Here is a 26,027-nt window from a genome sequence, read left to right as displayed (position 1 = left end):
CACGATTTTAATCCTTTCTGTCGCTAAAACCATCATGAAAACAGCAGTAATATTTTGTCTGGTTCCATCGGTATTATTCTGTGGTTTCGGCGGTGCGCGACATTGGGGGATTATATATTAAAATCAAAGATTTGCTTCCGGCAAAGCGCCCTGCATTTTACCCAGCCAATCAATCAAATTATCCAATTGCTTTTGGGCCGTCAAAACCGCCATACCCCGAATAGTAACCTTCCCCTTGCTGTAGACAAAACGAGAGCGCAAATGTTCCGGCAAATTAGCCTTGAGCAAATTCCAAGCAGGTTCTTCCATAGCTGTTTCCAAAACTATGTGCTGCTTATTCTCCGGTTTGATCCGAGAAAAACCGATTTTTTTAGCGATTTGTTTGAGTTCTACCACACGGATAAGTTGCTGGGCTGGAAGAGGAATTGGCCCATAACGATCGCACCAATCAGCCTGAATCTGCTGTAATTCTTCAGGGGTATTAGCAGAAGCCACAGACCGGTAAGCGCTCATCTTTTGATCCAAATCTGCGATGTAATCGGCAGGAATAAACGCGGTCAAAGTTAGGTCAATTTGCGCGTCTTCAACTTTCGGAATTTCCTGACCTTTAATTTCCCGAATAGCCTCCTCTAACATTTCAGCATACAAATCAAAACCGATCGCCTCCATTTGACCAGATTGTTCAGTACCCAAAACATCACCCGAACCGCGAATTTCCATATCTCGGACGGCCAACTGATAGCCCGAACCCAACTGGGCAAACTCTTGAATTGCCCGCAGCCGCTGCCTTGCAGCATCAGACAGCTTGTTCTGCTTGGGATAAAACAGCCAAGCATGAGCTTGAATCCCCGCGCGTCCCACCCGTCCCCGCAACTGGTAAAGCTGACCCAAACCAAAGCGCTGCGCGTCTTCAATTAAAATAGTATTGACACGCGGAATATCCAAACCCGACTCAATAATCGTCGTGCACACCAAAATATCGAAATCCGCCGCACTGAAAGTCAGCATGACCGATTCTAATTCCGAAGCATCCATTTGACCGTGGGCGATCGCAATTCTGGCAGACGGAACCATCTCCTGCAACTGAGCGGCCAACTCATCAATCCCCTCAATCCGGGGCACCACGTAAAAAACCTGACCGCCCCTGTCCAATTCTTGACGAATGGCCGATCGCACCACTTCCGGGTTATAGGGAGCCAAATGCGTCTGAATCGGGCGCCTGCTGGGAGGCGGAGTCGAAATCAAACTCATCTCGCGAATCCCCGACAGCGACATATACAAAGTCCGGGGAATCGGCGTTGCTGTCAGAGTCAGAACATCTACCTCTGTTTTGAGAGCTTTAATCGCTTCCTTTTGCTTAACTCCAAACCGCTGTTCTTCATCCACCACCAACAAGCCCAAATCCCGAAATTTAATGGCTTTGCTCAAAACAGCTTGAGTACCGACAATCACATCTAATTCCCCAGTCGCCAAACGCTTGTGAATCTCCCGGCGCTCGGTTTCAGTGCGAAAGCGATTGAGCAAACCAACTTCGATCGGATAAGGGGAAAAACGCTCCGAGAGCGTGTGATAGTGCTGTTGGGTCAAAATCGTCGTCGGCGCGAGCAAAGCCACCTGCTTGCCCGCCGTAACCGCCTTAAAAATCGCTCTCAGAGCAACTTCTGTCTTGCCAAAACCGACATCGCCGCAGACCAAGCGATCCATCGGTCGATCGCCCTCCATGTCGCGTTTCACATCCTGAGTTGCCTTCAACTGATCCGGGGTTGGCTGGTAAGGAAAAGAATCCTCTAATTCTTGTTGCCAAGGCATATCAGGAGGAAAAGCGTAACCTGTTTGTTTAGCTCTTTTAGCATAAAGATTCAGCAAATCCACTGCCAATTTCTTAACCGCTTTGCGAACCTTTGTTTTAGTTTTTTCCCAAGTTTGGCCGGTCAGCTTGTTTAGATCCGGTACTTTATCGCCTACAGTCCGAAACCTCGACAAAGCGCCCAACTGATCTGCCGCCACTCTCAGAGTACCGTCAGCGTATTGAATCAGCAAATACTCGCGAGTTTCGCGATCGATCGTCAAACGTTCCAACTTGATAAATTTACCCACTCCGTGCTGGCGGTGAACCACATAATCACCAGGGCTTAATTTATTCGGGTCTACTTGCTTAGAAGCAGCGCGGCGGCGCTTGCGGACGTAGCTAAAAGTAGCAAGAGAATGCTGACCGTAAAATTCCCGATCGGTAATTAAAACAATCCGAAAAGTCGGCAGAATAAAACCTTCCAATTCTGCCAGCCCGCTGTACTTCAAAGCAACCGGAACGTGCTGCAATTGCAACTTGTCGATCGCCAAATAATCGCGCGGATTCACCACAAACTGAGCCGGACAGTCGTGTTCCGACAGCAGAGAAACCGATCGGCTCGGTTGAGCAGAAACCAGAAAAATGGTAAAACCCCGATCGCGCTCTTCCCTGAGCATTTGAGACAGCTTCGCAAATTGGTGAGGCATCACCGGCACAGGCCTGCTGGCCAAATTAATCGCAGGCGCTAGCTGGTCGATCTCCGCAGAGCTTTGAAATTTTTTAGAAGTAGAATCTTCTGCCAGTTCTGAAAGTTCTAGCCTATCGAAAGCTGCGACATCTGCCATTGATTCAGCAAAAGTGCGGTGAATTTTCGGAACTTTCAAATTAGCAATTGGCAATTTTTCTGTTGTCTCACCAGCAACTGCCGATTCCCGATTGCAATTATTCCACTGTTCCTGTGCATTCTCAAACCAGCGGTCGCTGTGAGCTTCGCACCCTTGGGGTTCGTCAATAACAACTAAAGTATTTTCTGTCAAATAATCCAACAAAGATGCAGGTTGCTCGAACGCTAAACCCAACAGCCTGCGGACAAATTTTTCCCCTTCATTTTCCGCTTCATTTTCGGGATCGAAAGAGCCTAGGTGGTTGATTGCGTCAAGCTTTTTTTCAGATAAAACTGCTTTAATAATTGTGTTAAAATTAGTAGGAGTTAAAACTAATCGCTCGACCTTATCGAGCGATCGCTGCGAAGACGGGTCAAACTCCCGAATTTGCTCCAAATCATCCCCAAACCACTCCAGCCGCACCGGCAACTCAGCCGCCACCGGAAACACATCGACAATATCACCGCGACGGCTCCACTGACCCTCCATTTCCACCAGAGCCACCCGATCGTACCCCATCGACACCAGTTGGCGGTCAAGTATCTTCGAGTCTTGAACCGCACCTCGCTTCAGCGTCAGACAGTAGGGTTCAAAAACAGCAGGTGGCGGCAAGTGAGACTGGAGAGCTCTTTCGGTAGCTACAATCGCGATCGGCTTAGAATTAGCGTTTGTTTCTCGTTTCTCGACCAAATCCGCCAGCACCTGCATTTGTCCCCAAGTCATTTCGTTCTCGTCGGAGTAAGATAGCTCGTAGGGCGAAGCCTCCGAAGTTGGGTAAAAATGCACAGTCTGCCAGCCCATAGCTTCCAGCCCTGCCACCCAGCGGCCCGCTTCTTCTAGAGTGGCCGTCACTACCAGTAAACTCCGCCCTTCTTGCTGTGCGAGGGCGGAAGCTACTAAACCTTTGGGCAAGCGAGCGATGCCGTTGAGTTGCAAGCAGCGATGGCGCTTGAGCTTGTTGAGGAGTTCTGTGGCTAGGGGCGATCGCCCCAGGGTACGAATTATTGAAGAGAAAGTCATGCGCTTTTAATTTTAATCCCCGATCGGCGAAGGCTCTTTCCCTTTGCCTGTTAAGGAGATTGTACGACAAACGTCCATGATTGTGCCGCTCTGCTCTTGACGCCTTGGAACTTAACTGGAGATAGATTTCTGCTTTAATATGTCGATCCTGCGATCGCGATCGAGCCCGGGACGTTAATCTAGTGACAGGTTTAGAAAAAATTTCGCTTTTGCGATCGAGATTCGCAGCTTGCAGGCTTCTCCTTTAACCGGGCAGAGCGCTTAGCCGTTACTACCGAAAATTTTAGAAATGTCCCCAAGTACCGATATTCTGATTGTTCTCCTGCTAATTTTCCTCAATGGCTTGTTTGTGATGTCAGAGATGGCCATCATCTCTGTACGGAAGGTGAGACTGCAACAGATGGCCAACCAAGGTTCAACCAATGCCCGCGTAGCCTTGGATCTGGCTAATGCCCCCAATCAGTTCTTACCGACAGTTCAAATCGGGATTACGATGCTGGCCATTCTGTCGGGCGCTTTTGGAGAAACGACGATTTCTAGAAGAGTAGAGCCTTTGTTGAACCTGATTCCTGTCCTCGCGCCCTACTCTAAGACGATCGCCTCAGTAGTAGCAGTTTTAACTATCACTTATCTGACCTTAATTATCGGCGAACTCGTGCCGAAGCGGCTAGCGCTCAACAACCCGGAGCCGATCGCTTCTAGCGTAGCAATTCCCATGCGAATGCTCTCAAAAATTGGCGCTCCTGCGGTTTATCTGTTAAGTCATTCCACTGACTTAGTGATGCGGATCATGGGGATTGTGCCTTCAACAGAACCGCAAGTTACAGAAGAGGAAATTAAAGTTTTAATCGAGCAAGGAACCGAAGCCGGAACCTTTGAAGAAGCCGAACAAGATATGGTGGAAAGAGTCTTTCGTTTGGGCGATCGGCGAGTCAGCGCCTTAATGACCCCGCGTCCCGATCTTACCTGGCTCGACCTCGACGACTCAGTAGAAGAAAACCGCCAAAAAATGCTCGGCAGCGGTCATTCTCGGTTTCCAGTGTGTCAAGGAGGCCTCGACAACGTGCTCGGTTTAGTACACGTTACAGATATGCTGTCGAGGACTTTAACCGGTCAACCCCTCGATTTAAGCGCTTCCTTACGGCGGCCTTTATTTGTACCGGAAAGCACGCGGGGGTTAAAAGTATTAGAGCTTTTCAAGCAATCTAGCAATCAAATTGCCTTGGTGGTAGACGAATACGGCGTGATTCAAGGATTGGTTACAGTCAACGACATTTTAGTCGAACTCGTTGGCGACTTTCCCTCGATTGAAGATGCTGACGAGCCGGAAGCCGTGCAGCGCGAAGACGGTTCTTGGCTGTTAGACGGAATGCTAGCAGTCGAAGATTTTTTTGAGCTGTTTGGAATCGAAGAGTCAGCAGAACACAAAGGAAGTTATCACACAATGGGCGGTTTTGTGATTACAAATTTGGGCAAAATTCCCACAGCAGCCGAGCATTTTGAGTGGAACGGTTTGCGCGTGGAAGTAGTCGATATGGACGGCAACCGAGTTGATAAGATATTGGTAATGCCGATCGACTCAGCGGGCGATCGACCTAGAACCCAACCAAACACCTAAAATTTAAACTCAGCGGTAAGGTGCGCTAGGCGCACCCTACATCAACCATTCAGCGGATATTTCAGACCTACTTCTTTTTGCTTCTAGCCTCATCTTTCCCCAAAGATTCCAGAATAGAACGACCTACATAATTGCTGAAAACCACCTCTCCAGCTTGATTGTAGTGGCAGCAGCTATCTACATAAACAGCGTCTTTAGTCTTGTCAAAAACATTGACAGCATTCAATATATTAATATTATTTTTTTCCAAGTTCGGAAACTTTTTGAAAAGAGCCGGATATCCAATTTGTACAGCTTTAGCATAAGGACTCTCTTTGTTAAAAGCAATCTGCTTTTCGGCTTCACCAAACACCCTTTTCGTCTGATAATATTGATTAGGCTGAAGAATATGAAAATAAGGCACATTACTAGCAGACAGGACTTTGTGCATAAAAATTGAACTTTTCGCCCAATTCCATGCCATTTCTTCAAAAGCTAATGAATCCTGTAAAACAGACATATTAGGATTGATATAAATAACGCTACCACTGTCATTTTTTTGTTGTTTAGTCCGTTCTTTCTCAAACTTAATGACATCGGTTTTATAGTTATTAACTAGATTTTGAACGTAAACAGAAGTCAAAGCATCGCACGCAGCTAAATAGCAGTGTTGCAAACTTTCCAAACCCTGACTAATCCTAGCTTTATTTTCTCTAATTCTGATAGTTGCTTTCATCGCTTTTGTAGAAAGGCTATTATTCGCCAAGCTAGTCAGCGGCAAAATATGCTGAATACTTGGCATCGCCAAATCAATTTTATTTTTATTGTTTAAGTTAGAAAGTGCTACTTCATTAAAACCATCTATATTGACGACCAGATCCAGTTCTTGCCCTAAAGCCAAAAAATAGTTTAGAATTAATAATTGCTGGGGTTGTTTGTAGCCTCCGGTAGCAAAAGACAAAATTACAAATTCTTTATCTTTCAAACCCGGAAGCTGCTTGAGGTATTGAGGTAAAATTTTGTTTTGAACTTCAAATACTGCATAATTAGAAGCCACAGAACCGCCAAAAACTCCGACAATAAATTGATTTTTCTTGGTTTTTTTCAAAGGGTAATCGTAAGGAGAGATAAATCCGTAATTGTTAATTTTAAAACCAGGGCGAAAATCGGGGCCTGGTTGTTGAATAAATCCCAAAAAAGGATGAAACCTTTCAACAATAGACTGATTCAGCCGCACTCCTTCTAAATTAATTCCTAAATCCGACTTATTTTGCACTTTTTCTCTATTATAGAAAAATTGCTTGTGCTTGACAAAATACCATCCCAAGGAACCAAGTTCCAGGAAAAACAGTAAAAGCGCTAAGTTAATCAAAGCAATTTTTAGAAATTCTTGTCCTTTGTTGAGGACTTTTAAATCTTTCATAAACCTCTATTTCGACTCCCTGACTACTTTAATAATAGAACTGGAAACATAATTTGCCAATACTTCTTCTCCCACTGAATTATAGTGGCAGCAGGCATCTTTGTAAACCGTCTCTTTTGTATTGTCTAAAATATTCACTGCGCTAAAAATATTAACCCCAGCTTTTTGCAAATCATCCACTTTGGACAAAAGCACCGGATAACCTTTTTTTACCCCTTCAATGTAAGGACTCTCTTTGTTAATCGCGATTTCCTTTTCCTTGGCGGTAAACGCTCGCTTAGTGGGATAATACTGGTTGGGCTGAATAAAGTGAAAATACTTAATCTTTCTACTTGATAAAATTTGATTCATCCCGATCGACGATTGGTACCACATCGATGCCATTTTGTCAAAAGCAGCGGCATCCTCGAAAACAGAGTCAGCTTTGGGAATGTACACTATACTGCTATTCGCCGTGTCTGAGTTGGATTGTTTGACTTGCGTATCGTACTTGACAACGGCTTGCTGGTAATTGTTGACTAATTGTTTCACCTGTAGCGAGGTAACAGCGTGACACAAAGCAAGCTGACAAGTTTGCAATTTGTCAATACCTGCTTTCAACTCTTTTTTGGTTTCGTTAATTTCCACGATCGAACTCATCGCTTCCGGCGGCAAGTTGTTGTTGGCTAAACCCGTCAGAGGCTGTATGTGCTGAAGGCTGGGCATTCCTATTTCTACTTCGGCTTTGTTGTTTAAATTTGACAGTGCTACTTCGTTAAAACCGTCAATATTGATGACTAAATCTAACTCTTGACCCAAAGCCAGAAAGTAATTTACAATTAATAATTGTTGGGGCTGTTTGTAGCCGCCATTGCCAAAATTTAACACCACAATTTCGCGCTCGGCAAATTCTGGATAAATCTGCAATTTTTTAGACAATATTTGATTTTTATATTCATCTACTGCAAAATTGTTGGCAACCGAACCCCCAAAAACTCCGATAATAAATTGTTTTTTATGGGTTTTAACAAAGGGATATTCGTAGAGGGAAAAAAAGCCGTGTTTGTTGACTTTTAACTTTAATTTTTCATTGGTAAAAGCACCTGGTTTCAGCACGTAGCCAAAAAACGGGTGCAGTCTTTCTACAATTGATTCATCTACTCTAATTCCGAGCCGCTCAATATCTTCTACTACTTGTTCTTTACCTTTAGTTCTGGTATAAAAAAACTGCTTTTGTTTTATAAAATAAAAAGCTAGCGACAAAGCTTCCAGACAAATAAAGGCGATCGCCAAATTAACCGCGATTATAATTAATATATTTTTGCATTTTTCGAGCGCCGTTGAATCTTTCATGAAATTTGACTGATTACGGTTGTTTTTTGGGGACTTGAGACTGCTTCAATTGTTGGCACAAATTTCGGTTAATCAGGATACTGGCCAGCCGGTGTCCGAGTTCATTCCAGTGACCCCCACAGGGTACATAATTCTCAAAACCGTGGGCGCAGACTTGATATTTTTCAGTGTAACGTTGGAACTGTTCGGATAAATTCAGTACCCGAAAACCCTCGCGCGCGCCCAATTTTTCCAGCCGCCTGTCGGGATAAAACAAATCCTGAATGTTGTTTTTTCTAATAAAATTTTTTCGCTCCTGGCCTTCTGGTCTAACTTGCATCGCATCGCCGATCGTCACAAGCAAGAAATCAGCATTTTTCTGCACGACTTCATTCCGCATCGTCACAATCAAACCCTCTGTCACCCTCCAAGCCTCTTGCCAAGCTGCATCCTGAGGTTCCTTGAAGTTTTGGCTACTTAAATCGGTAAACTCCTCCGATAACTCCCGCTTTTTCCTATCTAAGTCTACTTTTTTAATGACCTGCAAAATGCGCGAATTGTTGACGATCAAACTGGGCATCCTGTCTACGAAGGAAACTGCTCTTTCGTTGCGGTCGAGCGGCGCCAGATTGCGAAAAGACATATCCGGTACTAACTTGCCGCTAGCATCATAAGCAAAAAATGGTCGGTAGCGATCGTATTCCAGTTTCAGAGAATTATTTATCACATCATTGCCAATAAAAAAAGCAAGAATTACAATATCAGGACTGTAATCCCACACTTTTTTTCGCAGCATCATCAATTCTTGAGCAGTACCGTAGCCCTGCACCCCGAAATTGATGACCTCAACATTTTTGCGTCCCTTAACGGCCTGACAGTTGCTTAACTTTCGTTCCAATTTTGACCAGAAAGTTTGTTCCACAGGTACGTGAATTGCTTCGGTGAAAGAATCGCCCACAACTGCCACCCGCAAAGTATTTGGAGGTTTTGCTTTTGTGTGTTCACGATCGCGCAAACCCTCGCTATTCACCTGCACAAGACTCGCACCTTCCCCATTCCACTCCCCCGACACACCCGGTTTCAGCTTCCAGCCCAAATTCTGATCGGCAGTGTGGAAATGAGTTGGCGCCGAGTCTACCAAATCTCCTATTTTGGGATAGCCTTCAATCTTGGCCGCCCGCAATCCAATTTCACCAATTACCACCCCCATAAATAAACCGCCGAGTGTCAAACCTAAATTGACACCCAAATTTTTCAACTTGCTCATTCTTTCAAAACAGGGTGTAAATAAACGGAGCAATCACAGAACCCTGACTCAATACAATCAAAGCTCCCAAAAAGACTAAAGTCACAATTAACGGCAACAGCCAATACTTTTGGCGTTCTTTCATAAACGCCCACAAATCTTTGAGAAAATCTAAAGTTGCTTCAAACACTTAGAAAGGACGCTCCATACTAACTTTTGTTCTTGCTTTACTTGGGATGCGGTAAGTATCCATTTTGGGATTGAGTTTTCGTCGCATCGCATCTTCGCCGAAAATGTTTTTGATCACTCCCATGGGCCAAATTATCAGGTAAAAAACTATCCCTAGGACGATCGGCGTTTCGATTTTGTTAAGAATAAGTCCAAAGCGCATCCACGCGTGATAAACGGGATTCAGCGATTTCGGCGCAACCAATGCTAGCAGCACTAGCACTCCGCAGACTGCCCAAGGCCACCAAGGTAGAGAATGCCGCCGCAGTAAAGGTACTGCTAAACCGAACAGCACTGCAATTAAGCCGCCAATTAGCAGCCCGAAATCGCGCAAGCCCTTTTTATCGAGTTTTTTAATTTCGTCGCTCATTAGAAATGGGGAATTGGGAATTGGGAATGGGGTATTGGGAATTAGTTATTAGTTATGCGTTCCAACTAATAACTAATAACTAATGACTAATCTAGTTCAAATTCATTTTTCCAAGCATCATCTTGTTTCCAAGGAATTTGTTCGGACTTGGGAAGCAAGTAATTTTCCAATACCAGATAGTCCATTTCGGTTCGCATGAAACAGCGGTAAGCATCCTCGGGAGTGCAAACAATGGGTTCGCCTCGGACGTTGAAAGAAGTATTTACCACAATAGAACAGCCCGATCGCTCTTCAAAATGACTAATTAAGTCATAGTAGCGAGGATTGGTTTCTTTGTGAACAGTTTGGATGCGAGCCGAGTAATCGACGTGAGTGACAGCCGGAATCTCCGATCGCGGAATGTTGAGCTTTTCAATGCCAAACAACTGCTCTTGTTCGGGAGTCATCGGAATACGGAGACTGGCTTTGACAGGTGCTACTAATAGCATATAAGGGCTAGAATGGTCAATCTCGAAATAATCCGCAACTCGCTCAGCTAAGATTGACGGAGCAAAAGGTCGAAATGATTCCCGATATTTAATTTTCAGGTTCATCACGGACTGCATTTTAGCACTACGGGGATCGCCAATGATCGATCGACCGCCCAGAGCCCGCGGCCCAAATTCCATCCGCCCTTGGAACCATCCCACCACATTTCCCTGTTCCAAAATCTCAGCCAACTGCGGCATTAATTCGGCATCGTCCAATCGGTGGTAGCTGGCTTTGACAGCATCCAAATATTCGAGAATTTCTGCGTCAGTAAACCTCGGCCCCAAATAAGAGCCCCGCATTTGGTCGTGACAAGTTAAATGAGCAACTGATTTCGCCACAGTTGCCACCGCTTGGTGTGTAGTGACAACGGAAGTCCTCTCCTCAACCGCTGCGTTTGTAGTGACAAGCTCAGTCTTGAGGGATTCTATACTATTTGCTGTCGAGTTGGCGCTCACAGTGCGAGTTTGTTCGCAATACTGGTACCAAATCGCCAAAGCCGCGCCCAAAGCACCGCCAGCATCTCCCGCCGCCGGCTGAATCCAAATATCTTTGAAAATACCTTCCCGCAAGAGTCTACCGTTAGCAACGCAGTTGAGAGCAACGCCGCCGGCAAGACAAAGATAATCGACATTCAATTCTTTTTTAACTGTTCTGCAAAGCCGCAAAACAACTTCTTCGGTAACAACTTGAATGGAAGCTGCAATGTCCATTTCTCGCTGAGTCAATTTTCCTTCAGCTTGACGCGGCGGCCCTTCAAACAGTTCGTCAAACTTCTTATTTGTCATGGTTAAGCCAACAGTATAGTTGAAATAATCCATGTTCAAACGGAAAGTTCCGTCATCTTTGAGGTCGATTAAATAGTTGAGAATTTTGTCTACATACTTGGGTTCGCCGTAAGGAGCTAAACCCATGAGTTTGTATTCACCAGAGTTGACTTTGAAGCCGGTGTAATAGGTGAAAGCTGAATAAAGCAAACCCAAGGAGTGGGGAAAATCAATTTCCCACTGAGGTGTAAGTTCGTTCCCGTCTCCCAACCAAACCGAGGTTGTTGCCCACTCGCCCACGCCGTCTAGGCACAAAACGGCTGCTTTTTGAAACGGGCTGGGAAAAAATGCCGATGCTGCGTGCGATTGGTGGTGTTCGGTAAATAGCAGAGATGGCAGTTTATTCGTTTTGCAGTTTGCCATTTCTGCAAGCTCTCTTTTGAGCATGGTTTTGAGGTAAAGCTTTTCTTTGAGCCATATCGGCATGGCTGTTAGGAAAGAGCGAAAACCTTGGGGCGCGTAGGCTAAATAGGTTTCGAGAAGGCGCTCGAATTTGACTAAAGGTTTGTCGTAAAAGACTATGTGATCGAGTTCCCGCAAATCTATTTTCGCTTCTTTCAAGCAATAAGCGATCGCATTCTTGGGAAATCTGGCGTCGTGTTTTTTGCGGGAAAATCTTTCTTCCTGCGCTGCCGCTATAATTTCTCCGTCGCGAATTAAGGCTGCGGCGCTGTCGTGGTAATACGCCGAGATTCCAAGTATGTTCATTCGTCTCCTCACAAATCGCAATGCGTTTGTATCTGACTATTTAGAATAGCTAACGATTATAGCTGCTTAAGTGCGGATTTGGGCGAGAGTTTTGCGATCGCCTCTAATTTTACCTGGATCGATGTCGGTGGGCCGCCGGAGGGCGGCTGTTAGAGAGCATTTAAGCTAGCGCCGGCTAATCCTGCGCCCCCAAGCTCTGAAGTAAGTCACCACCGGGAATTGATAAAATTCACCTACCAACCACAGCACAATGCCTAAATGCGACAAAAAAGCTAAGCCTGTCCAAGCTACGGGCAGCCACGACAACCGGCTGCCGGGAACCGGGGGAAAATAGTAAGCTGAAAGTCCCAGCAAGGTAGTGGGAAGGAAAATTAGACCAAGAGCCGCTGCAAAGTAGGGCCATCCGAATTCTACGCCTTCGAGGTGGGCTCCTATCCACTGTTTGCCGTTCCAGTGCCAAGTTACGGGCGGTTGGCGATCGGCCATTTGGAGCGATTGTCTTTCAACGCTTGCAGTATAAATGTGCTGGCAGAAGTTGCAAGCTAGGGCGTCCATCAGCGCTAGGGTGGAAATTTGACCGGTGCGACACACGGGACAGGGATATGTATCTTGAGGGTTGAAAGGTCGGGTTGATTTTTTGGAAATCTGCATGGATCAGGCTGTTTGTCAAGATATTGAGCGATCTTAACAAAGTACAGAGATTATGGGTTGGCTGAGGGCGGTTTTTGTATCTAGATTGTTGGTGATTTAACAGGTTTTTTCACGCTTACGTGTCCTAGGGGTTAATGCAGTTTCATGGTGGATGATTCGGATTAATTGCGGTGATTGTTGCTGTAGCGAATTCTGGCTCCTGCCCAGTGAAGTTTTTCCCTCAAAGTGTTGTAATAAGAATAGTTTTTCCGCAAAATGATAAATTTGGCTTCGCAGTCTGCCCTCCGCACGTCTACGCGCTGTCCCGGCCAAATTGCAGTACCTAAAATGCCATCTGTCCAGAGTTTGGTACTGAGTTCGTAATCTGCTAAAGGCCAAATGCTGACGACTGAACCGGGCGGGAGTACGATCGCCCGACTGGATAAACTCAAAGGGCAAATCGGAGTAACTGCGATCGCATCCATTCCCGAGTGCATAATCGGCCCGTTGGCAGATGCGGTGTAGCAAGTCGAACCGGTGGGAGTTGCCACAATTAAACCGTCGCCTTGATACTGATCGACTACTTCGCCGTCAACTTCCATTTCTAGAATACAGCTCGGCATTCGATCGGCTGAAGCAGGTTTGACACACATTTCATTTAGTGCCAAAAATCGATCGCTTTGGGGTTCGAGATTGCTTCTGTTTCCCTCAAAAACTGTTGCCTGCAACATCATCCGCTTCTGCACAGCATACCTATCTTCCGAAAGTCTGTCCCAAATCTCCTCAGTATTTTGGAAATCCTCAAAAGACTCGGTTAAAAACCCCAGATGTCCCCCCACATTCGCTGCCAAAATCGGGATGCCGTCAGCCGCCAAATTCCGCGCGGCAGCTAGGGCCGTACCGTCGCCCCCCAGCACTACCGCTAAATCAATTGGGCTGTTACTAGAAGCTAAAAACACCGGATACGGGTTATCTTTCGCGCCACTGGGCCCCATTAAAACGTGACACCCGCGACTTTCTAATTGGCGGGCACACTGTTCTGCCCACCGCTGGCTGAGGGTATCTCTGGCTTTGTGGGCGATAATTACTTGTTTTAGTTGCACAACCTATCGATTTTAGATTTTAGATTTTGGATTTTAGATGATTAGATTTTAGACTGAATTGCCGCGAGCGGGACGATCGCACTGCACATCGATTTTAGATTTTAGATGATGAGATTTTAGACTGAAGTGCCGCGACCGGGACGATGGCACTGTACTCGGAAAAATCTTATTCCGATGCCGCAGGGCATCTCCCCTCGGAGATTCTGCCTCTGGTTTATAGCAATTCCAAAAAGTAATCCAATTTTTGGCAAGCTGCAAACCCTTATCTCATATCAATTCCGGTTATATCGGAATGATTAAACCGCAGAGGACGCAGAGGATACAGAGGAAGGGAAGAGAGATGAATAATTCCGATGAAGGGCAGATTTGATATCATCTGTCATTCCCAATTCTTTAATCGAAAATCGAAAATCGAAAATGGTATTATCCCTCGCTGCGGCTGGATTTGGGCCGCGGCCAGATAATGCTGGAATCGGCCGCGAGCAGGCTAGAAACTGCGCTCGCCCCAAAGCGGTTGAGGTGGCTGGGGTCAAAAAAATAGTCGTTACGGCCCGGCCAGCGCTGCGACAAGTCGCGGAAAGCGAAGCCTTTTTGCCGCGAGAGTTGCTGCATTCGCTGCCGGAACTGCTGTTCTGCCCACAGGCGAGTTCCGTCTAAGTAGTCGTTGGTGAGGGGCAAATTAACGAAAATTAGGGGAATTTTGCGAGCTTTGGTAAATGCTACAACTGAATTAAAGGCTGTTGCTTGTTTGCCTCCGAGGTTGAAGTTTTCGTAGTCGCGATCGTACTGGCCTGAAACGTAAGCGCGTTCTCGATAATAAGTGTTGGGGTTGTAAGTGCCCGATATAGCCATGAATCCGTTAGAGTCGATCGAATCTGCCAATTGGTTGAGTTGTCTGATGGCTACTGTTGTGCGTCGCGAGACTGGAATCAATTGTGCTTTTTGGGTTGCTGCATTCGCTGCGATCGGTTTTAACTCATATCTTGCAGCATTCTCAGCAACGGGCAAGATGCCGGTTCCACTAGACAGGAATTTGATTGTGGGGTGGGTGTCAGCAACGGGCAAGATGCCCGTTCCACTAGAGAGGAATTTGATTGTGGGGTGGGCATCTTGTCCGCCCCTGAAAGGTCGATCGACAGATGCCAATGCTTTGCGGAAAGTGTTGTTAGCGCAGGGCTGCGGGAATCTGTAACACAGCGGAATCTCGTTGGGTTCATCCGAGGGCAGTTCGGGGCGAATGCCTGCTGCTAAAAGTTGGCTGCCTTCAGAATCGACGATCGAATTAAAAGTGCGATCGTCCCGGCCGCTGTTAAATCCGCGCACACCATCCGCCCAGACAATCATTTGAGGCAAATGACCCGGCTTCAAAAGCCGCCGCAGTTGAAAGTCAACTACTTGTGCAGTTGCGCCGTTGACTGAAAAGTTAAATACTTTTAAGCCCGGACGGCCCCTTTGGGCCAAAGATTGTTTTAGCTGTTTGGGATCGACGCCCTGCAATGCCCGGGAACTGCCGACAATCAAAACATCTGGCGGGCCGACCGCAGCAACGTAGGATAGGTAAAGTTCTAGTTGTTCGTTTAGCAAATCGCTGCTGAAGCTGACTGTACTGGCTTGCGTTCTGGTTGCGCTCGCTTGCTGCTGGGAATAAACCAGGTTTCTCATGTACTCGATTACTTTTTTCTCAGCAAACGCCCGTCTGGGACTACCGGCGGGAACGGCTTGCATCCAGGCGACGGCCTGCACCCACAGGGCGGCTACTTTGTCCCACTCTTGTTTTGAATTAGCTGATTGAGCCAAATTAGAAGCTTGGGTGGCAAAGTTAACTGCCTCGGTGAAGCCATCGTTTTGAGGGCATGAAGAAACGCTGACGGACTTTTTGGATTTGTTGGGGTTTCGGGCTAACAGAGACGTTGGGGACTGCGCTAAGACTGCGGATTCGATCGAACCCGATGGCGCTGCGGTGTTGGGCGGCTTCGTTGACGAACATCCCAAAGTTAAGGCTAGCAAGGCGGTTGCGGCGCAGGTACGTTTTAAGATGCTGGTGCTGATGCTAGCAATGTAGCGGCGAATCATAAAGCTTTCAGCGATCGCGAAATATTACTAGATCTTACTAATTATCCGGCGGATCGAGCAGTTAGCTCAAACAGATGTTTTAACCATTCAATAAAAATTAAGGCGATCGGGGAATCGCAGCTAAGCACCTGCGCTGTTATTGCTTGTCCCATCGGCATTGCAGGCGTTTTCTGCCATGCCAGCCAAGTGTGGATTAGCGCTTTGGGATGATGAATTAAAGTGTAGCGGTGAAGTCCGGCTTGTTCGAGCTCTTGTAAAATTGCTTCGGCTTTCGGATGCAGGGTGTCGCCAGGGGGGATGAGATAGGCGACAAAATCTTCTAACATTCCAGGAAGTTGATTGTTTGGCATCAACCAAACTCCGACGCGAGGCAAGTATGGATCTGAAGGTGTGCAAACCCAGCCTTCGGGAGGGGGAGATTGCGGGATGTCTCGATAGCCGATCGAACTCAGTTTATGTTTAATATCATTTCCGGTTACACCGGAATGATGTTGACTGTTGACGGTTGACTGTTGACAGCGAACAGTGAACAGTCAACTGTCAACAGTGAACTCGAATTTACTATTCCGATGCTAACCGATTTGATATAAGAGATTGCCACCGCCCACTTAAATTGCGATCGGCATCAACCACAATTCCCAAGGTGCGTAAATTCACTGCTTTCAATCTTTCTGGCAAGCCATTTAGCAGCGCTTCAACTCCTTCTGTACCTTCTTCTTGCGGTACTTCGACGGAAAATGTTTCTGGCAGTTGATATTGCTGCCACAAAGCCCAGATTACCTGTCGGTCATTCTTACCTTATATAGCAATCCTTGCAGGAGTCGTAAAATTTTTACCCCACCCCAACCCTCCCCGATGCCTTGGGGAGGGAGTAAGAAATTCACAAATGAGTTAGGATTGCTATATAAATAAATGTTGATGTTTTGGTTGAGGAGGTTTTCGTGCATTTGGCATCAGCGCACCTCGATACTTTGCCGCACTGCAACGGACAATTCATCGGCAGTGTATTCAACTGCACGAATATCCTCGCCGCGCCGGCTCAAGCGAAATAATTTGCCAACAGAACTATCTTCTGACTGTTCTAAAGCTTCTTGAAATGCGGCTATGCAGTCCCAACTGTGGGTAGTTGCAAAGACTTGAACGTTCAATCGCTGTGCTGTTTCAAATATCAATCGCCACATATCAGTTTGCGTTTGATAGTAAAGACCTGTATCAATTTCATCAACCCACAAAAACCCATTCTCTGATGATACGGCTGCCATTGCTATACTAAGAATTCGTCCCATACCATCTCCCATACTGCCAAGAGGAACTGGGTGAGGCTGACCCCGAAGTTTAAGCAAAATACCACTATTAGAAGTCTGGCGACTGGTGAAACTAATCCGTTCCACATCCGGCTCCAGAATTTGCAAGGCTTCTATTACACTTTGTTCTTTCGGTGTGAGTGTTATTCTATCCCACAGTACAGACAGTCGCGCAAAGCTTATATTAGTGGTTGTTAGAAAATAATTTTGATTGCTGCTCCCTATAGGAAAAACTAACTTAGATGTGTTGCCCAACCGCAAGTAACGCGAATCGCCTATAGTTCCATCAGTACGGATAGGAATTTTTATTTGGGTATACTGTCCGTATGAAACAACTAGCTCACCGAATAAATCTCCACCTAAAACTAAATCCTCTAATCCAGGAAGTGCCAGTTGCTGGGCAATAGGATCGGGCTGAATTTTTAATGAGAGCGGATGCTCTTTTGTAGAGCGGATATGAATAGCCCCATCGAAGTTATTAAGTTGATGACCGTAAAAAATATGTAAAATCTGATAATGATGCCCAGAAACAACTTCGCCATTTCTTTGTCTAGAAGGCTCGACTGTTAGTTCACCTCTGCTGTTTAGCACCTCAAGTAAAAACTGAATGTTTCCTTCATTAACTAATAAATAAATTGCTTCCAAAAAAGTAGTTTTACCGCTATTGTTCTGACCGACTATCAGATTAACCCTAGCTAGATCGTCGATATAAAAATCTTTAAAACAGCGATAATTTTGGATGGTGAGATCGCGCAACATGGATTCCTCCCATATTAACTATATTCTATCATTTCTCCGTTCAGACTAGAAACCAGTATGGGATTCGATGACTGCTTCGGCTTGCAGGGCGATCGACCTCAATTTATCCAATGTATCCTGGTTCGCACTCTCCCACAACCCCCGCTGACGAGCTTCTAGCAATCTTTCCGCCATATCTCGCAGTGCCCAAGGATTGTTTTCTTGAATAAATGCCTGCACTTTCTCATCAAAAATGTAAGCCTCTGCGATTCCTTCATACATAAAATCCTCTACACAATTTGCCGTAGCATCGTAAGCAAACAAAAAATCAACTGTTGCTGCAATTTCAAACGCACCTTTATAACCGTGTCGCATCGCACCTTCTATCCATTTGGGATTTACAGCCCTACTGCGGTAAACCCGCGCAATTTCTTCCCGCAGTTGCCGCACTTTCGGCTTCTCGGGAATCGAGTTGTCTCCGAAATAGGTTTCAGGATTTTTGCCTTGCAAATTGCGAATTGCGGCCGTCATTCCCCCTTGGAATTGATAATAATCATCCGAGTCGAGGATGTCGTGTTCGCGGTTGTCTTGGTTTTGCAAAACTATTTGCATTTGGCCGAGGCGTTTTTCAAATGCTTCGGGTGCAGAACATCCCCATTCACCCCCCCTAACCCCCCCTTGTAAAGGGGGGGGACAAGAGTTGGAATTAGCCGCCTCTTGTAAAAGGGGGGGACAAGAGTTGGAATTAGCCTCAGAACTTAATTCACCCCCCCTAGCCCCCCCTTGTAAAGGGGGGGGACAAGAGTTAGATTTAGCCCCCCCTTGGTAAGGGGGGGTTGGGGGGGTATCCCCTGGTTGTAAAGCAGAGGAATTAGATTTAGCCCCCCCTTGATAAGGGGGGGTTGGGGGGGTACTTGTATAGGCGTAACTGCTCCAATTAATGTAAGCTTTTGCTAAATCGCTGTCGTCTGTCCAGTTTTGAGCTTCAATTATGCCTTGAAGTCCTGCGCCGTAAGCACCTGGTTTTGAGCCAAAGACTCGAAATTGCGATCGCCTTTGCGCCTCTTCCCGACTCAAACCTGTAGATTCCCAATACTGAATCTCGGCTTTAACTTGTGCGGCTAAAGGGTTGTTTTCTGCCGGTTCGTCTAAATCTGCCACAGCTTTTACCGCACTGTCAAACAAATCAATTAAATTAAAAAAAGCATCGCGGAAAAAGCCAGAAATTCGCAAAGTAACATCAACGCGCGGCCGCCGCAAAACAGAAACTGGCAAAATTTCAAAATCTACCACCCGGCGCGAAGGGCCATCCCAAACTGGTTGAACTCCTATCAGCGCCAAGGCTTCGGCGATGTCGTCTCCCCCCGTCCGCATGGTGGATGTTCCCCACACGGACAAACCCAAAGTTTTCGGATATTCGCCGTTTTCTTGGGTGTATCTTTCGATTAAAGTTTCAGCAGCAACTCTGCCAACTCTCCAGGCGGTTTCTGTGGGAATGGCGCGGATATCTACTGAGTAAAAATTCCGACCGGTGGGCAATACATCTGGTCTGCCGCGGGTGGGCGCGCCGGATGCGCCGCTTGGTATGTGCCGCCCATCTAGTCCGCGCAAAAGGTTGGTAATTTCTTGGTTTGTTTGGAGGAGTGAAGGTAAAAGATAGTTATTTATCCAGTCTAATTCTTGTTGGGTTGCTTCTCCTATTTGGATATTTTTAACCGCAGATGAACGCGGATGAACGCGGAGGTTTTCGATTAAGTTATCTACTAATTCAGCCGCTTTTTCTTCGAGTTCTGCTGTTAAATCGCCTGCTGTGCGGTTCTGAATAATCGACGTTGGATCGCAGGTTAAGGGGTCGAAATCGTAGCCTGAGTCTTCTGCTAGGGCGCGGGTTATGCCCGATCGCCCGTTGGTGGGATGGCGGGCGATCGCAATTATCAAATCTCTCAACTGTCTACCTTCGGGACACTGACCGAAAATGTGCAATCCGTCCCGGATTTGGGATTCTTTGAGTTCGCAAAGATAGCCGTCTGTGCGGGTGATAAATTCTGTAAATTCTGATTTATTTAGTTGTATTCCTAAGTCTTTATCTAAGTTTTCTTTGTTGGTGAGGGCGAGAATGCGATCGCGAATCATGGGCAATCTGGACGGATCTAAACTTTGGGCTTCGCAATACTCGTCGATTAAGGTTTCCAACTGCTGCAAAGGCCCGTAGAGTTCGGCGCGAGTCATCGGCGGTGTCAGGTGGTCGATTATCACGGCTTGCGATCGTCTTTTTGCTTGGGAACCTTCCCCCGGATCGTTGACAATGAAGGGATAAAAATTCGGCATTGCGCCTAATGCTACTTCTGGATAACATTTGTTAGACAATGCTATACTTTTACCGGGAAGCCATTCTAAATTGCCGTGTTTTCCAGCATGAATTATAGCGTCAATTCCCAACTTTTCTCGCAGCCAATAATAGTAAGCTAGATAATTGTGAGTTGGTTCTAAGTCGGGTGCATGATAATTTAACGCGGGGTCAAGTTCATATCCCCGCGATGGTTGAATTCCTACAAATACATTACCGAACTGAATTCCCGGAATCGGAAAAGACGTATTGTTACTTATAAAATCTTGTGCATAGCTTCCCGGAAGCCCCCATCTTTTACAAATCCCATCCTGTACTTGCTGCGGCAAAGTAGCAAAATATTCTTCATATTCTGCCAAATCCAAAGATTGATGAACAGGGCGCAATTCGCGTCCTTCCGGGTCATTTGTTACGCCTGAAGTCAACAGTTCAATTAACTCGTTGCCGCTAGCGGGTAGGTTTTCAATTTGATAGCCAGCTTGCTGCATAGCTTTGAGGATTTCGACACAGCTAGCGGGCGTATCTAAGCCGACACCGTTGGCTAAGCGGGCGTTGCGGGTGGGGTAATTTGCCAGAATTATGGCGATGCGTCTGTTGGCGGCTGGGGTTTGTTTCATTTTCACCCAATTCGCGGTTAAATCTGCTACAAATGAAATGCGATCGCCCGCTGCTACATAGCCTACTACATCTGTTTCTAATTCGCTGTTCCAAGTCTGTACCGCTTTAAAAGAAACAGCCCTAGTAATGATTTTTCCGTCTACTTCCGGCAATGCTACATTCATCGCCACATCGCGGGGCGAAAGTCCCTGAAGTTCCGTTTCCCACTGTTCCAAACCGCCACCGCTGAAGATTGCTTGCAATACGGGAACGTCTAAGGATTTTAAGCTGTTTTGTGTCGGTTCTTGACTGCTGAAACCCGAGACTGCAAAACTTGTGGTGTTGAGCAATAATTGAATGGGTTCTGATTCTTTGGGCTGGAAATATTCCAGCAATTCTATTTGCAAATCCGGTTCCCGAAGAGAAGACACAAAGACAGGAACTGGTACTAAGTTTCGCTCTGCGAGAGCTTGACAAAGTGCATCAACTGGTGCTAAGTTTCCTGATAAGTAATGAGCGCGATAAAATAAAATTCCGACTTTAGCTAGAGTTGGTAAAGCCGGAGATCCCCCCCAGCCCCCCTTAATAAGGGGGGAGCAAGAAGTTGTCAAAGTCCCCCTTCTTAAGGGGGATTTAGGGGGATCTGAATCTGGTTGTAAAGTTGCAAAACACGCCCCCGCTTCTCCGCCCCACTCATAAATTCCGACGCGGGAAACTGTTTGAGGTAGGGGCGGATTATAAGCAGTTTTTAGGCAAGTATCGGCGGCAAATTTTAGTGCATTAACAAAGTTTTGGACTCCGCCTTCTGTGAAATAGCGCCAAAGTTGATTGACTGCTGACAGCGATACATTGGAATGGCTGATTAAATCGGGGTCGGGACTGTCTTCTCCCGGCATTACAATCAGTGATGCGTTAGTTTTTTGCACAGTTTCTCGCAGGATTTCTAACCCATAAGACCAATAAGAACGCCCTCCTAACAGTCTTAAGATTATCACCTCTGCGCGTTCTAAAACTTCCTCGGCATAAGTATCAATTGTTAGTTGTTGCTGCAACTGAAGCAGGTTTACTGCGCGCACTTTGGGAAATTTTGCCGGCATTTTGGATGCGGCGGCTGCGAGAGTTTGAATGTCGGTGTCAGCAGCACTAATAAATACTATTGGTGCTGGGGTTTGCTGAATAAAAATTACTCCTTCTGCTTGAGGGTTCCAACCTCCGGGTGTGGCGGCTATTTTGTGCATTAATTTTTTTTATCTTAATAAATAGTGAGAAAAAGTGCGATCGCCTTGAGTATAACATGACTTATACATCAATAGAGGCTAGGGCTTGTTTCCCACCCAGACATCCCCGCCCAACCGAGAGAGGGCGACCACGGGGGCACCGCCCCTACATTCGCCGAGTGAACGAGCGTCAAAGTCCCGGAAATCTCAACCTATAAACTGATAAATAAAACTCCCAAAATCATGATTCCGGCCCCTAATAATCTTTCTTGAATATCTTTTTCCTTAAAAATGAAATGACCGAACAATACACCCATTAACACGCTAGTACGCTTAATCGCGATCACTCGCACTACGAAAGTTAATGTCAAAGCTTGCATTTGAAAAATTATTCCAGTAGCATTGATAAACCCCATAGCAGCTAGCATTGGTAATTGTTTGAGAATTTGTCGCCCTGGATTTGGGGTTTTGTGCAATAAAACTGGCAGTAGCAAAACACTCATTGTACCAAACAAAGAGAATACCCAAAAAATAGGGTAGGAATTGGTAACTCCTATTTTGTCACAATTTGCGGCAATACTCCATAGTAATGCGACGATTAACATCAATTTGGGCCCTGGTTCATCCAGCAGTGCTTTGAATGGGGCTAAATATCCTTTGGATTTCTCTTTGATATTTAATAAATAAGAGCCTGCTACGATTAGTAAAATGCCAATATAATCAAATAATTTGGGATATTCACCGACAATTAACGGTGAAGTTACCAACATGAATAATGGTGTCAAAGCTACCATCGGTAGTGTCAGGGATAAATCTGATACTTTGATGGCTTTGATGTAGAGGAGGGCTGTGACAGCGTTGATGCTACCTCCGATTAATAGGGCGAGCCAAAATTGAGAGTTTAAGGTCGGAATTCCTGTATAAAATACCCAGGGAATCAAAAAGATGACTGAAAAAAATGAGAAAGACCAAGCGACGACATATTCGTCACTTTTTTTGAGGTTTTGTTTGCCCAAAACGTCTTTGACGGCTTCAAAGAAAGCGCTCAAAATTCCAAAAATTAACCAAGTCATCCTAAATATGCGCTCCTGACTCGCTCGTCGTTTAGCAAATCCGTTCCAATACCTGTGAGGGTAATATTACCAGCTTCTAGCACGTAACCCCGATCGGCAATTTGCAGTGCTAAACTGGCGTTTTGTTCGACTAAGAGGATTGTAACGCCTGTTGAGCGGAGGTTTTGAATAATTGCAAAAATTTCTTTGACGATCGCAGGTGCTAAGCCTAAACTAGGCTCGTCTAATAATAGCAGCTTCGGGCGGCTCATCAACGCGCGGGCGATCGCCAGCATTTGCTGTTCCCCACCGCTGAGGGTTCCTGCTAGCTGGCGACGCCTTTCTGCTAGGCGCGGAAATATCTCAAATTGGCGCTCTAAATCGGCTTTTACTGCGGCCGAGTCCGATCGAATATAGGCCCCCAATTCCAAGTTACTCAACACCGTTTGCTGCGCCAAAACCCGCCGCCCTTCTGGACTGTGGGCGATTCCCAATTTCACAACTTCGTGAGCTTGGCGGCGGCTAATATCGCGCCCGCTATAAATAATTTGTCCTTGCCGCAAATTAACTATTTTAGAAATCGCTCTCAGGGTGGTACTTTTGCCCGCACCGTTGGCACCGATGAGACTGACAACCTCGCCTGCATTAATCGTGAGATTAATATTTTGTATGGCTTGAATTCCCCCATAACTTACAGAAACATTTTTGAGTTCTAAGAGGATGTTTTGGGTGGTTTTGGGTGAGCTGTGTTGCATTTTGTGTGACTTGATTGTTGATAAAATTTTCTCTCTTTTTCCGCAGTTCGCTAGTCGGTTAGTCCGCGAGTCCGCCAGAGGTTTAAACCCCTGGCTCATAGCTGAATTCCTCTTAAGAGGACTGGGAGATACATTTAACAATAACTATTAATCTTACTCGTTTCCCCGCTCGATCTGGTAACGCAGAACCCGAGGCTCTGCCTCGATTTTTTATGTTACCAAACGAGGCGGAGCCTGTAGATGTCGCTTCCCTGCCAGAGCCGGGGAAACATTTACAATTTCTACGTTTCATCTCCCAAATAAGCCTCAATCACCGCCGGGTCATTCCTCACAACAGCAGGTTCTCCTAAAGCAATAAGCTGACCGAAATGCAAGACGGCAATTCGATCGCACAACCCCATAACTAGCGGTACATGATGCTCGATCAATATTACAGTTAAATTGAATTGTTGGCGTACTTCTCGGATAAATTCGCTTAATTTGTGCTTTTCACTGGGATTCATCCCTGCTGCAGGTTCATCTAACAAGAGTATTTGCGGTTCTAAGGCTAAAGCGCGGGCAATTTCTAAGCGCCTCTGGTCGCCGTAGGGCAAGTTTTTGGCTTGTTCGCCCGCGCGATCGCCCAATCCGACTAAATCCAACAATTCTAGGGCTTTTCGCTGGGTTTTGCGTTCCATTGCGTTAGATGCTGGCAAGCCGAAAATCCCCGCCAGCACCGATAAAACTGGATTGCCCGATCGACTGTGGATGTGTCGGGCGATCGCCACATTTTCCACAGCAGAAAGTTCCCCAAACAACCGGATATTTTGAAAAGTTCTGGCAATACCTTTATTAGCAATTTGATAAGGCTTCAATTGGGAAATATTTTCATTTTGATAAATCAGGTTGCCGCTAGAAGCAGGTATCAGTCCAGTCATTAGATTAAATAGAGTTGTCTTGCCCGCGCCGTTAGGGCCGATTAATCCAAAGATTTCGTGTTTTTCAACTGTAAAAGATACGTTGTTTACAGCAATTAAACCACCAAAACGACGAGTTAATCCTTTGGCGGCTAAAACAGGATTGCTTGTTGAGAGGGTAAGGGGTTCGGAAATCATAAACACATCATAGAACGAATATAAGATATCTATAGCAATCCTCGCATCATTTGTAAATTTCTTACTCCCGAGCGAGCGGGTTCCGGGAGGGTTGGGGTGGGGTAAAAAATTTACGACTCCTGCAAGGATTCCTATAATTATGCCTGAGACGGCGGAATGTTCTTAAAGTGGCGCTTTGTAAGCAGTATTTAGGGCGATCGATTTCACCACAGACAAGCACAAATTTAGATCGTCCGGAGTCCTGAAACAGTTTGATGAGAATGTATACACAATTATTCAAATGGCTGAGACGGCTCATCAAATACAAGGATTCTGGCCCATGACGAAGCACTACCGACAAAGATTAGTTGCCGTAATTGCCCTGTCGTTTCTATCTTTCACATCCCCTTTGCTGTTGACTCGCAATGCTGCGGCTGGAATTAAGGACGAACCCACAGCTAATCCCAAAGAGATTCCCTCCCTCACCGAGAAGTTAAAGAGTAACGATGAAACGGCACTTGATCCAGCTATTAAGCTGTTACGAAAAATAGGTGAACCAGCCATCCCTGATTGGATGGAAGCTTTGCAGGATCAGAATTTGTCAGTCCGCCAGAGTGCTGCTGAGGTTCTAAGACAAATTGCTCTTCCTGCTATTCCTGCCTTTGTCAAAACCTTGAAAGACTCAGATGTGTCGGTGGGTGCAGAAGCTAAAACTGCTGTGCCGCAGCTAATTCTCTTGCTGAAAGACTCCGATGCAAATGTGCGTAGCCGTGCTGACTATGCTTTGGGAAGGATGGGTGCAGAAGCTAAAACTGCTGTGCCACACCTAATTCTGTTGCTGAAAGACTCCGATGCAAATGTGCGTAGCCGTGCAGCCAATGCTTTGGGAAGTATCGGTGCAGAAGCTAAAACTGCACTGCCGCAGCTAATTCTGTTGCTAAAAGACTCCGATGCAAAGGTGCGTAGCCGTGCAGACTATGCTTTGGCAAGGATGCGTGCAGAAGCTAAAACTGCTGTGCCACAGCTAATTCCCCTGCTTCAAGACTCAGATGTAACTGTGCGTAGCAGTGCAGCCTTTGCTTTGGGAAGTTTCGGTGCAGAAGCTAAAACTGCACAGTCACAGCTAATTTCCCTGCTTAAAGACTCCCATGTAAATGTGCGTAGTAGTGCAGCCTCTGCTTTGAATAAAATCCGTGCAAAAGCTTAA

General features: G+C 46.0%; 19 protein-coding genes. 2 read left to right on the top strand and 17 right to left on the bottom strand.

Translation table 11 applies throughout. The features are described from left to right. Positions 1-123 precede the first annotated feature (123 nt). On the bottom strand, positions 124-3,693 hold the full coding sequence (gene mfd / locus QUA71_RS07680; RefSeq protein ID WP_333283760.1) for a transcription-repair coupling factor: 3,570 nt from the start codon (positions 3,691-3,693) through the stop codon (positions 124-126). A 289-nt stretch (positions 3,694-3,982) separates the two neighbouring features. Between mfd and QUA71_RS07675 the strand changes: the two genes are divergently transcribed. Then, positions 3,983-5,311, top strand: a complete 1,329-nt coding sequence (locus QUA71_RS07675; RefSeq protein WP_333218361.1) for a hemolysin family protein — start codon at positions 3,983-3,985, stop codon at positions 5,309-5,311. A gap of 67 nt (positions 5,312-5,378) precedes the next feature. Here the strand turns inward: QUA71_RS07675 and QUA71_RS07670 are convergent, their stop codons facing one another. The 16 genes from QUA71_RS07670 to QUA71_RS07595 form a co-directional block, all read right to left on the bottom strand. Beyond that, positions 5,379-6,713, bottom strand: coding sequence for a hypothetical protein (locus QUA71_RS07670; protein WP_445243761.1), 1,335 nt, complete (start codon positions 6,711-6,713; stop codon positions 5,379-5,381). Positions 6,714-6,719: 6 nt separating this feature from the next. Then, the gene (locus QUA71_RS07665) at positions 6,720-8,045 is read right to left on the bottom strand and encodes a hypothetical protein (RefSeq protein WP_333283756.1); all 1,326 of its coding nucleotides are present in this window, start codon (positions 8,043-8,045) and stop codon (positions 6,720-6,722) included. A 13-nt stretch (positions 8,046-8,058) separates the two neighbouring features. Then, complete coding sequence (locus tag QUA71_RS07660) at positions 8,059-9,291, bottom strand: SGNH/GDSL hydrolase family protein (protein ID WP_333283754.1); 1,233 nt, start codon at positions 9,289-9,291, stop codon at positions 8,059-8,061. A 4-nt stretch (positions 9,292-9,295) separates the two neighbouring features. Beyond that, complete coding sequence (locus QUA71_RS07655; RefSeq protein ID WP_190657062.1) at positions 9,296-9,460, bottom strand: DUF5989 family protein; 165 nt, start codon at positions 9,458-9,460, stop codon at positions 9,296-9,298. Beyond that, positions 9,461-9,868, bottom strand: coding sequence for an SxtJ family membrane protein (locus QUA71_RS07650; protein ID WP_333283752.1), 408 nt, complete (start codon positions 9,866-9,868; stop codon positions 9,461-9,463). It abuts the gene before it with no gap. 86 nt (positions 9,869-9,954) lie between these two features. Further along, positions 9,955-11,931, bottom strand: coding sequence for a carbamoyltransferase (locus QUA71_RS07645; RefSeq protein WP_333283750.1), 1,977 nt, complete (start codon positions 11,929-11,931; stop codon positions 9,955-9,957). 165 nt (positions 11,932-12,096) lie between these two features. Further along, on the bottom strand, positions 12,097-12,582 hold the full coding sequence (locus tag QUA71_RS07640; RefSeq protein ID WP_333218355.1) for a hypothetical protein: 486 nt from the start codon (positions 12,580-12,582) through the stop codon (positions 12,097-12,099). A 161-nt stretch (positions 12,583-12,743) separates the two neighbouring features. After that, positions 12,744-13,664: an NAD(+) kinase gene (locus QUA71_RS07635; protein ID WP_333218354.1), complete on the bottom strand. Its 921-nt coding sequence runs from the start codon at positions 13,662-13,664 to the stop codon at positions 12,744-12,746. Positions 13,665-14,087: 423 nt separating this feature from the next. Further along, entirely contained in the window at positions 14,088-15,737 is a 1,650-nt protein-coding gene (locus tag QUA71_RS07630; RefSeq protein WP_333283748.1) for a hypothetical protein, read from the bottom strand. A gap of 41 nt (positions 15,738-15,778) precedes the next feature. Beyond that, positions 15,779-16,201 (bottom strand): DUF3226 domain-containing protein, encoded by a 423-nt coding sequence (locus QUA71_RS07625; RefSeq protein ID WP_333283787.1) that lies wholly within the window; start codon positions 16,199-16,201, stop codon positions 15,779-15,781. 97 nt (positions 16,202-16,298) lie between these two features. Next, positions 16,299-16,505: a DUF3226 domain-containing protein gene (locus QUA71_RS07620; protein WP_445243760.1), complete on the bottom strand. Its 207-nt coding sequence runs from the start codon at positions 16,503-16,505 to the stop codon at positions 16,299-16,301. A 185-nt stretch (positions 16,506-16,690) separates the two neighbouring features. After that, a complete protein-coding gene (locus QUA71_RS07615) occupies positions 16,691-17,800 on the bottom strand; it encodes an AAA family ATPase (RefSeq protein ID WP_333283745.1) in 1,110 nt (369 codons plus the stop codon). Positions 17,801-17,845: 45 nt separating this feature from the next. Then, positions 17,846-21,961, bottom strand: a complete 4,116-nt coding sequence (gene cobN, locus QUA71_RS07610; RefSeq protein WP_333283742.1) for a cobaltochelatase subunit CobN — start codon at positions 21,959-21,961, stop codon at positions 17,846-17,848. Positions 21,962-22,152: 191 nt separating this feature from the next. Then, on the bottom strand, positions 22,153-23,013 hold the full coding sequence (locus QUA71_RS07605; RefSeq protein ID WP_333283741.1) for an EamA family transporter: 861 nt from the start codon (positions 23,011-23,013) through the stop codon (positions 22,153-22,155). Further along, positions 23,010-23,747 (bottom strand): ABC transporter ATP-binding protein, encoded by a 738-nt coding sequence (locus QUA71_RS07600; RefSeq protein ID WP_333283739.1) that lies wholly within the window; start codon positions 23,745-23,747, stop codon positions 23,010-23,012. Before QUA71_RS07600 ends, QUA71_RS07605 begins: the two co-directional genes overlap by 4 nt. 281 nt (positions 23,748-24,028) lie before the next feature. Further along, a complete protein-coding gene (locus tag QUA71_RS07595) occupies positions 24,029-24,841 on the bottom strand; it encodes an ABC transporter ATP-binding protein (protein WP_333283738.1) in 813 nt (270 codons plus the stop codon). A gap of 319 nt (positions 24,842-25,160) precedes the next feature. Here QUA71_RS07595 and QUA71_RS07590 point away from each other — a divergent pair, with 319 nt between their 5' ends. Then, positions 25,161-26,027 carry a HEAT repeat domain-containing protein gene (locus QUA71_RS07590; RefSeq protein WP_333283736.1) on the top strand — a complete coding sequence of 289 codons (867 nt, stop codon included), beginning with the start codon at positions 25,161-25,163 and terminating at the stop codon, positions 26,025-26,027.

The sequence above is a fragment of the Microcoleus sp. MON1_C5 genome (genome assembly GCF_036701875.1).
In the GTDB taxonomy this organism is placed as follows: Bacteria; Cyanobacteriota; Cyanobacteriia; order Cyanobacteriales; family Microcoleaceae; genus Microcoleus.
This window is presented reverse-complemented; position numbering and strand designations above follow the sequence as displayed.

Bases quoted from the DNA above. Each gene is read 5' to 3' on its own strand.
- QUA71_RS07600 (WP_333283739.1), bottom strand. From the start codon at position 23,747: ATGCAACACAGCTCACCCAAAACCACCCAAAACATCCTCTTAGAACTC.
- mfd (WP_333283760.1), bottom strand. From the start codon at position 3,693: ATGACTTTCTCTTCAATAATTCGTACCCTGGGGCGATCGCCCCTAGCC.
- QUA71_RS07630 (WP_333283748.1), bottom strand. From the start codon at position 15,737: ATGATTCGCCGCTACATTGCTAGCATCAGCACCAGCATCTTAAAACGT.
- cobN (WP_333283742.1), bottom strand. From the start codon at position 21,961: ATGCACAAAATAGCCGCCACACCCGGAGGTTGGAACCCTCAAGCAGAA.
- QUA71_RS07605 (WP_333283741.1), bottom strand. From the start codon at position 23,013: ATGACTTGGTTAATTTTTGGAATTTTGAGCGCTTTCTTTGAAGCCGTC.
- QUA71_RS07590 (WP_333283736.1), top strand. From the start codon at position 25,161: ATGACGAAGCACTACCGACAAAGATTAGTTGCCGTAATTGCCCTGTCG.
- QUA71_RS07665 (WP_333283756.1), bottom strand. From the start codon at position 8,045: ATGAAAGATTCAACGGCGCTCGAAAAATGCAAAAATATATTAATTATA.
- QUA71_RS07595 (WP_333283738.1), bottom strand. From the start codon at position 24,841: ATGATTTCCGAACCCCTTACCCTCTCAACAAGCAATCCTGTTTTAGCC.
- QUA71_RS07650 (WP_333283752.1), bottom strand. From the start codon at position 9,868: ATGAGCGACGAAATTAAAAAACTCGATAAAAAGGGCTTGCGCGATTTC.
- QUA71_RS07670 (WP_445243761.1), bottom strand. From the start codon at position 6,713: ATGAAAGATTTAAAAGTCCTCAACAAAGGACAAGAATTTCTAAAAATT.
- QUA71_RS07645 (WP_333283750.1), bottom strand. From the start codon at position 11,931: ATGAACATACTTGGAATCTCGGCGTATTACCACGACAGCGCCGCAGCC.
- QUA71_RS07675 (WP_333218361.1), top strand. From the start codon at position 3,983: ATGTCCCCAAGTACCGATATTCTGATTGTTCTCCTGCTAATTTTCCTC.
- QUA71_RS07660 (WP_333283754.1), bottom strand. From the start codon at position 9,291: ATGAGCAAGTTGAAAAATTTGGGTGTCAATTTAGGTTTGACACTCGGC.
- QUA71_RS07615 (WP_333283745.1), bottom strand. From the start codon at position 17,800: ATGTTGCGCGATCTCACCATCCAAAATTATCGCTGTTTTAAAGATTTT.
- QUA71_RS07640 (WP_333218355.1), bottom strand. From the start codon at position 12,582: ATGCAGATTTCCAAAAAATCAACCCGACCTTTCAACCCTCAAGATACA.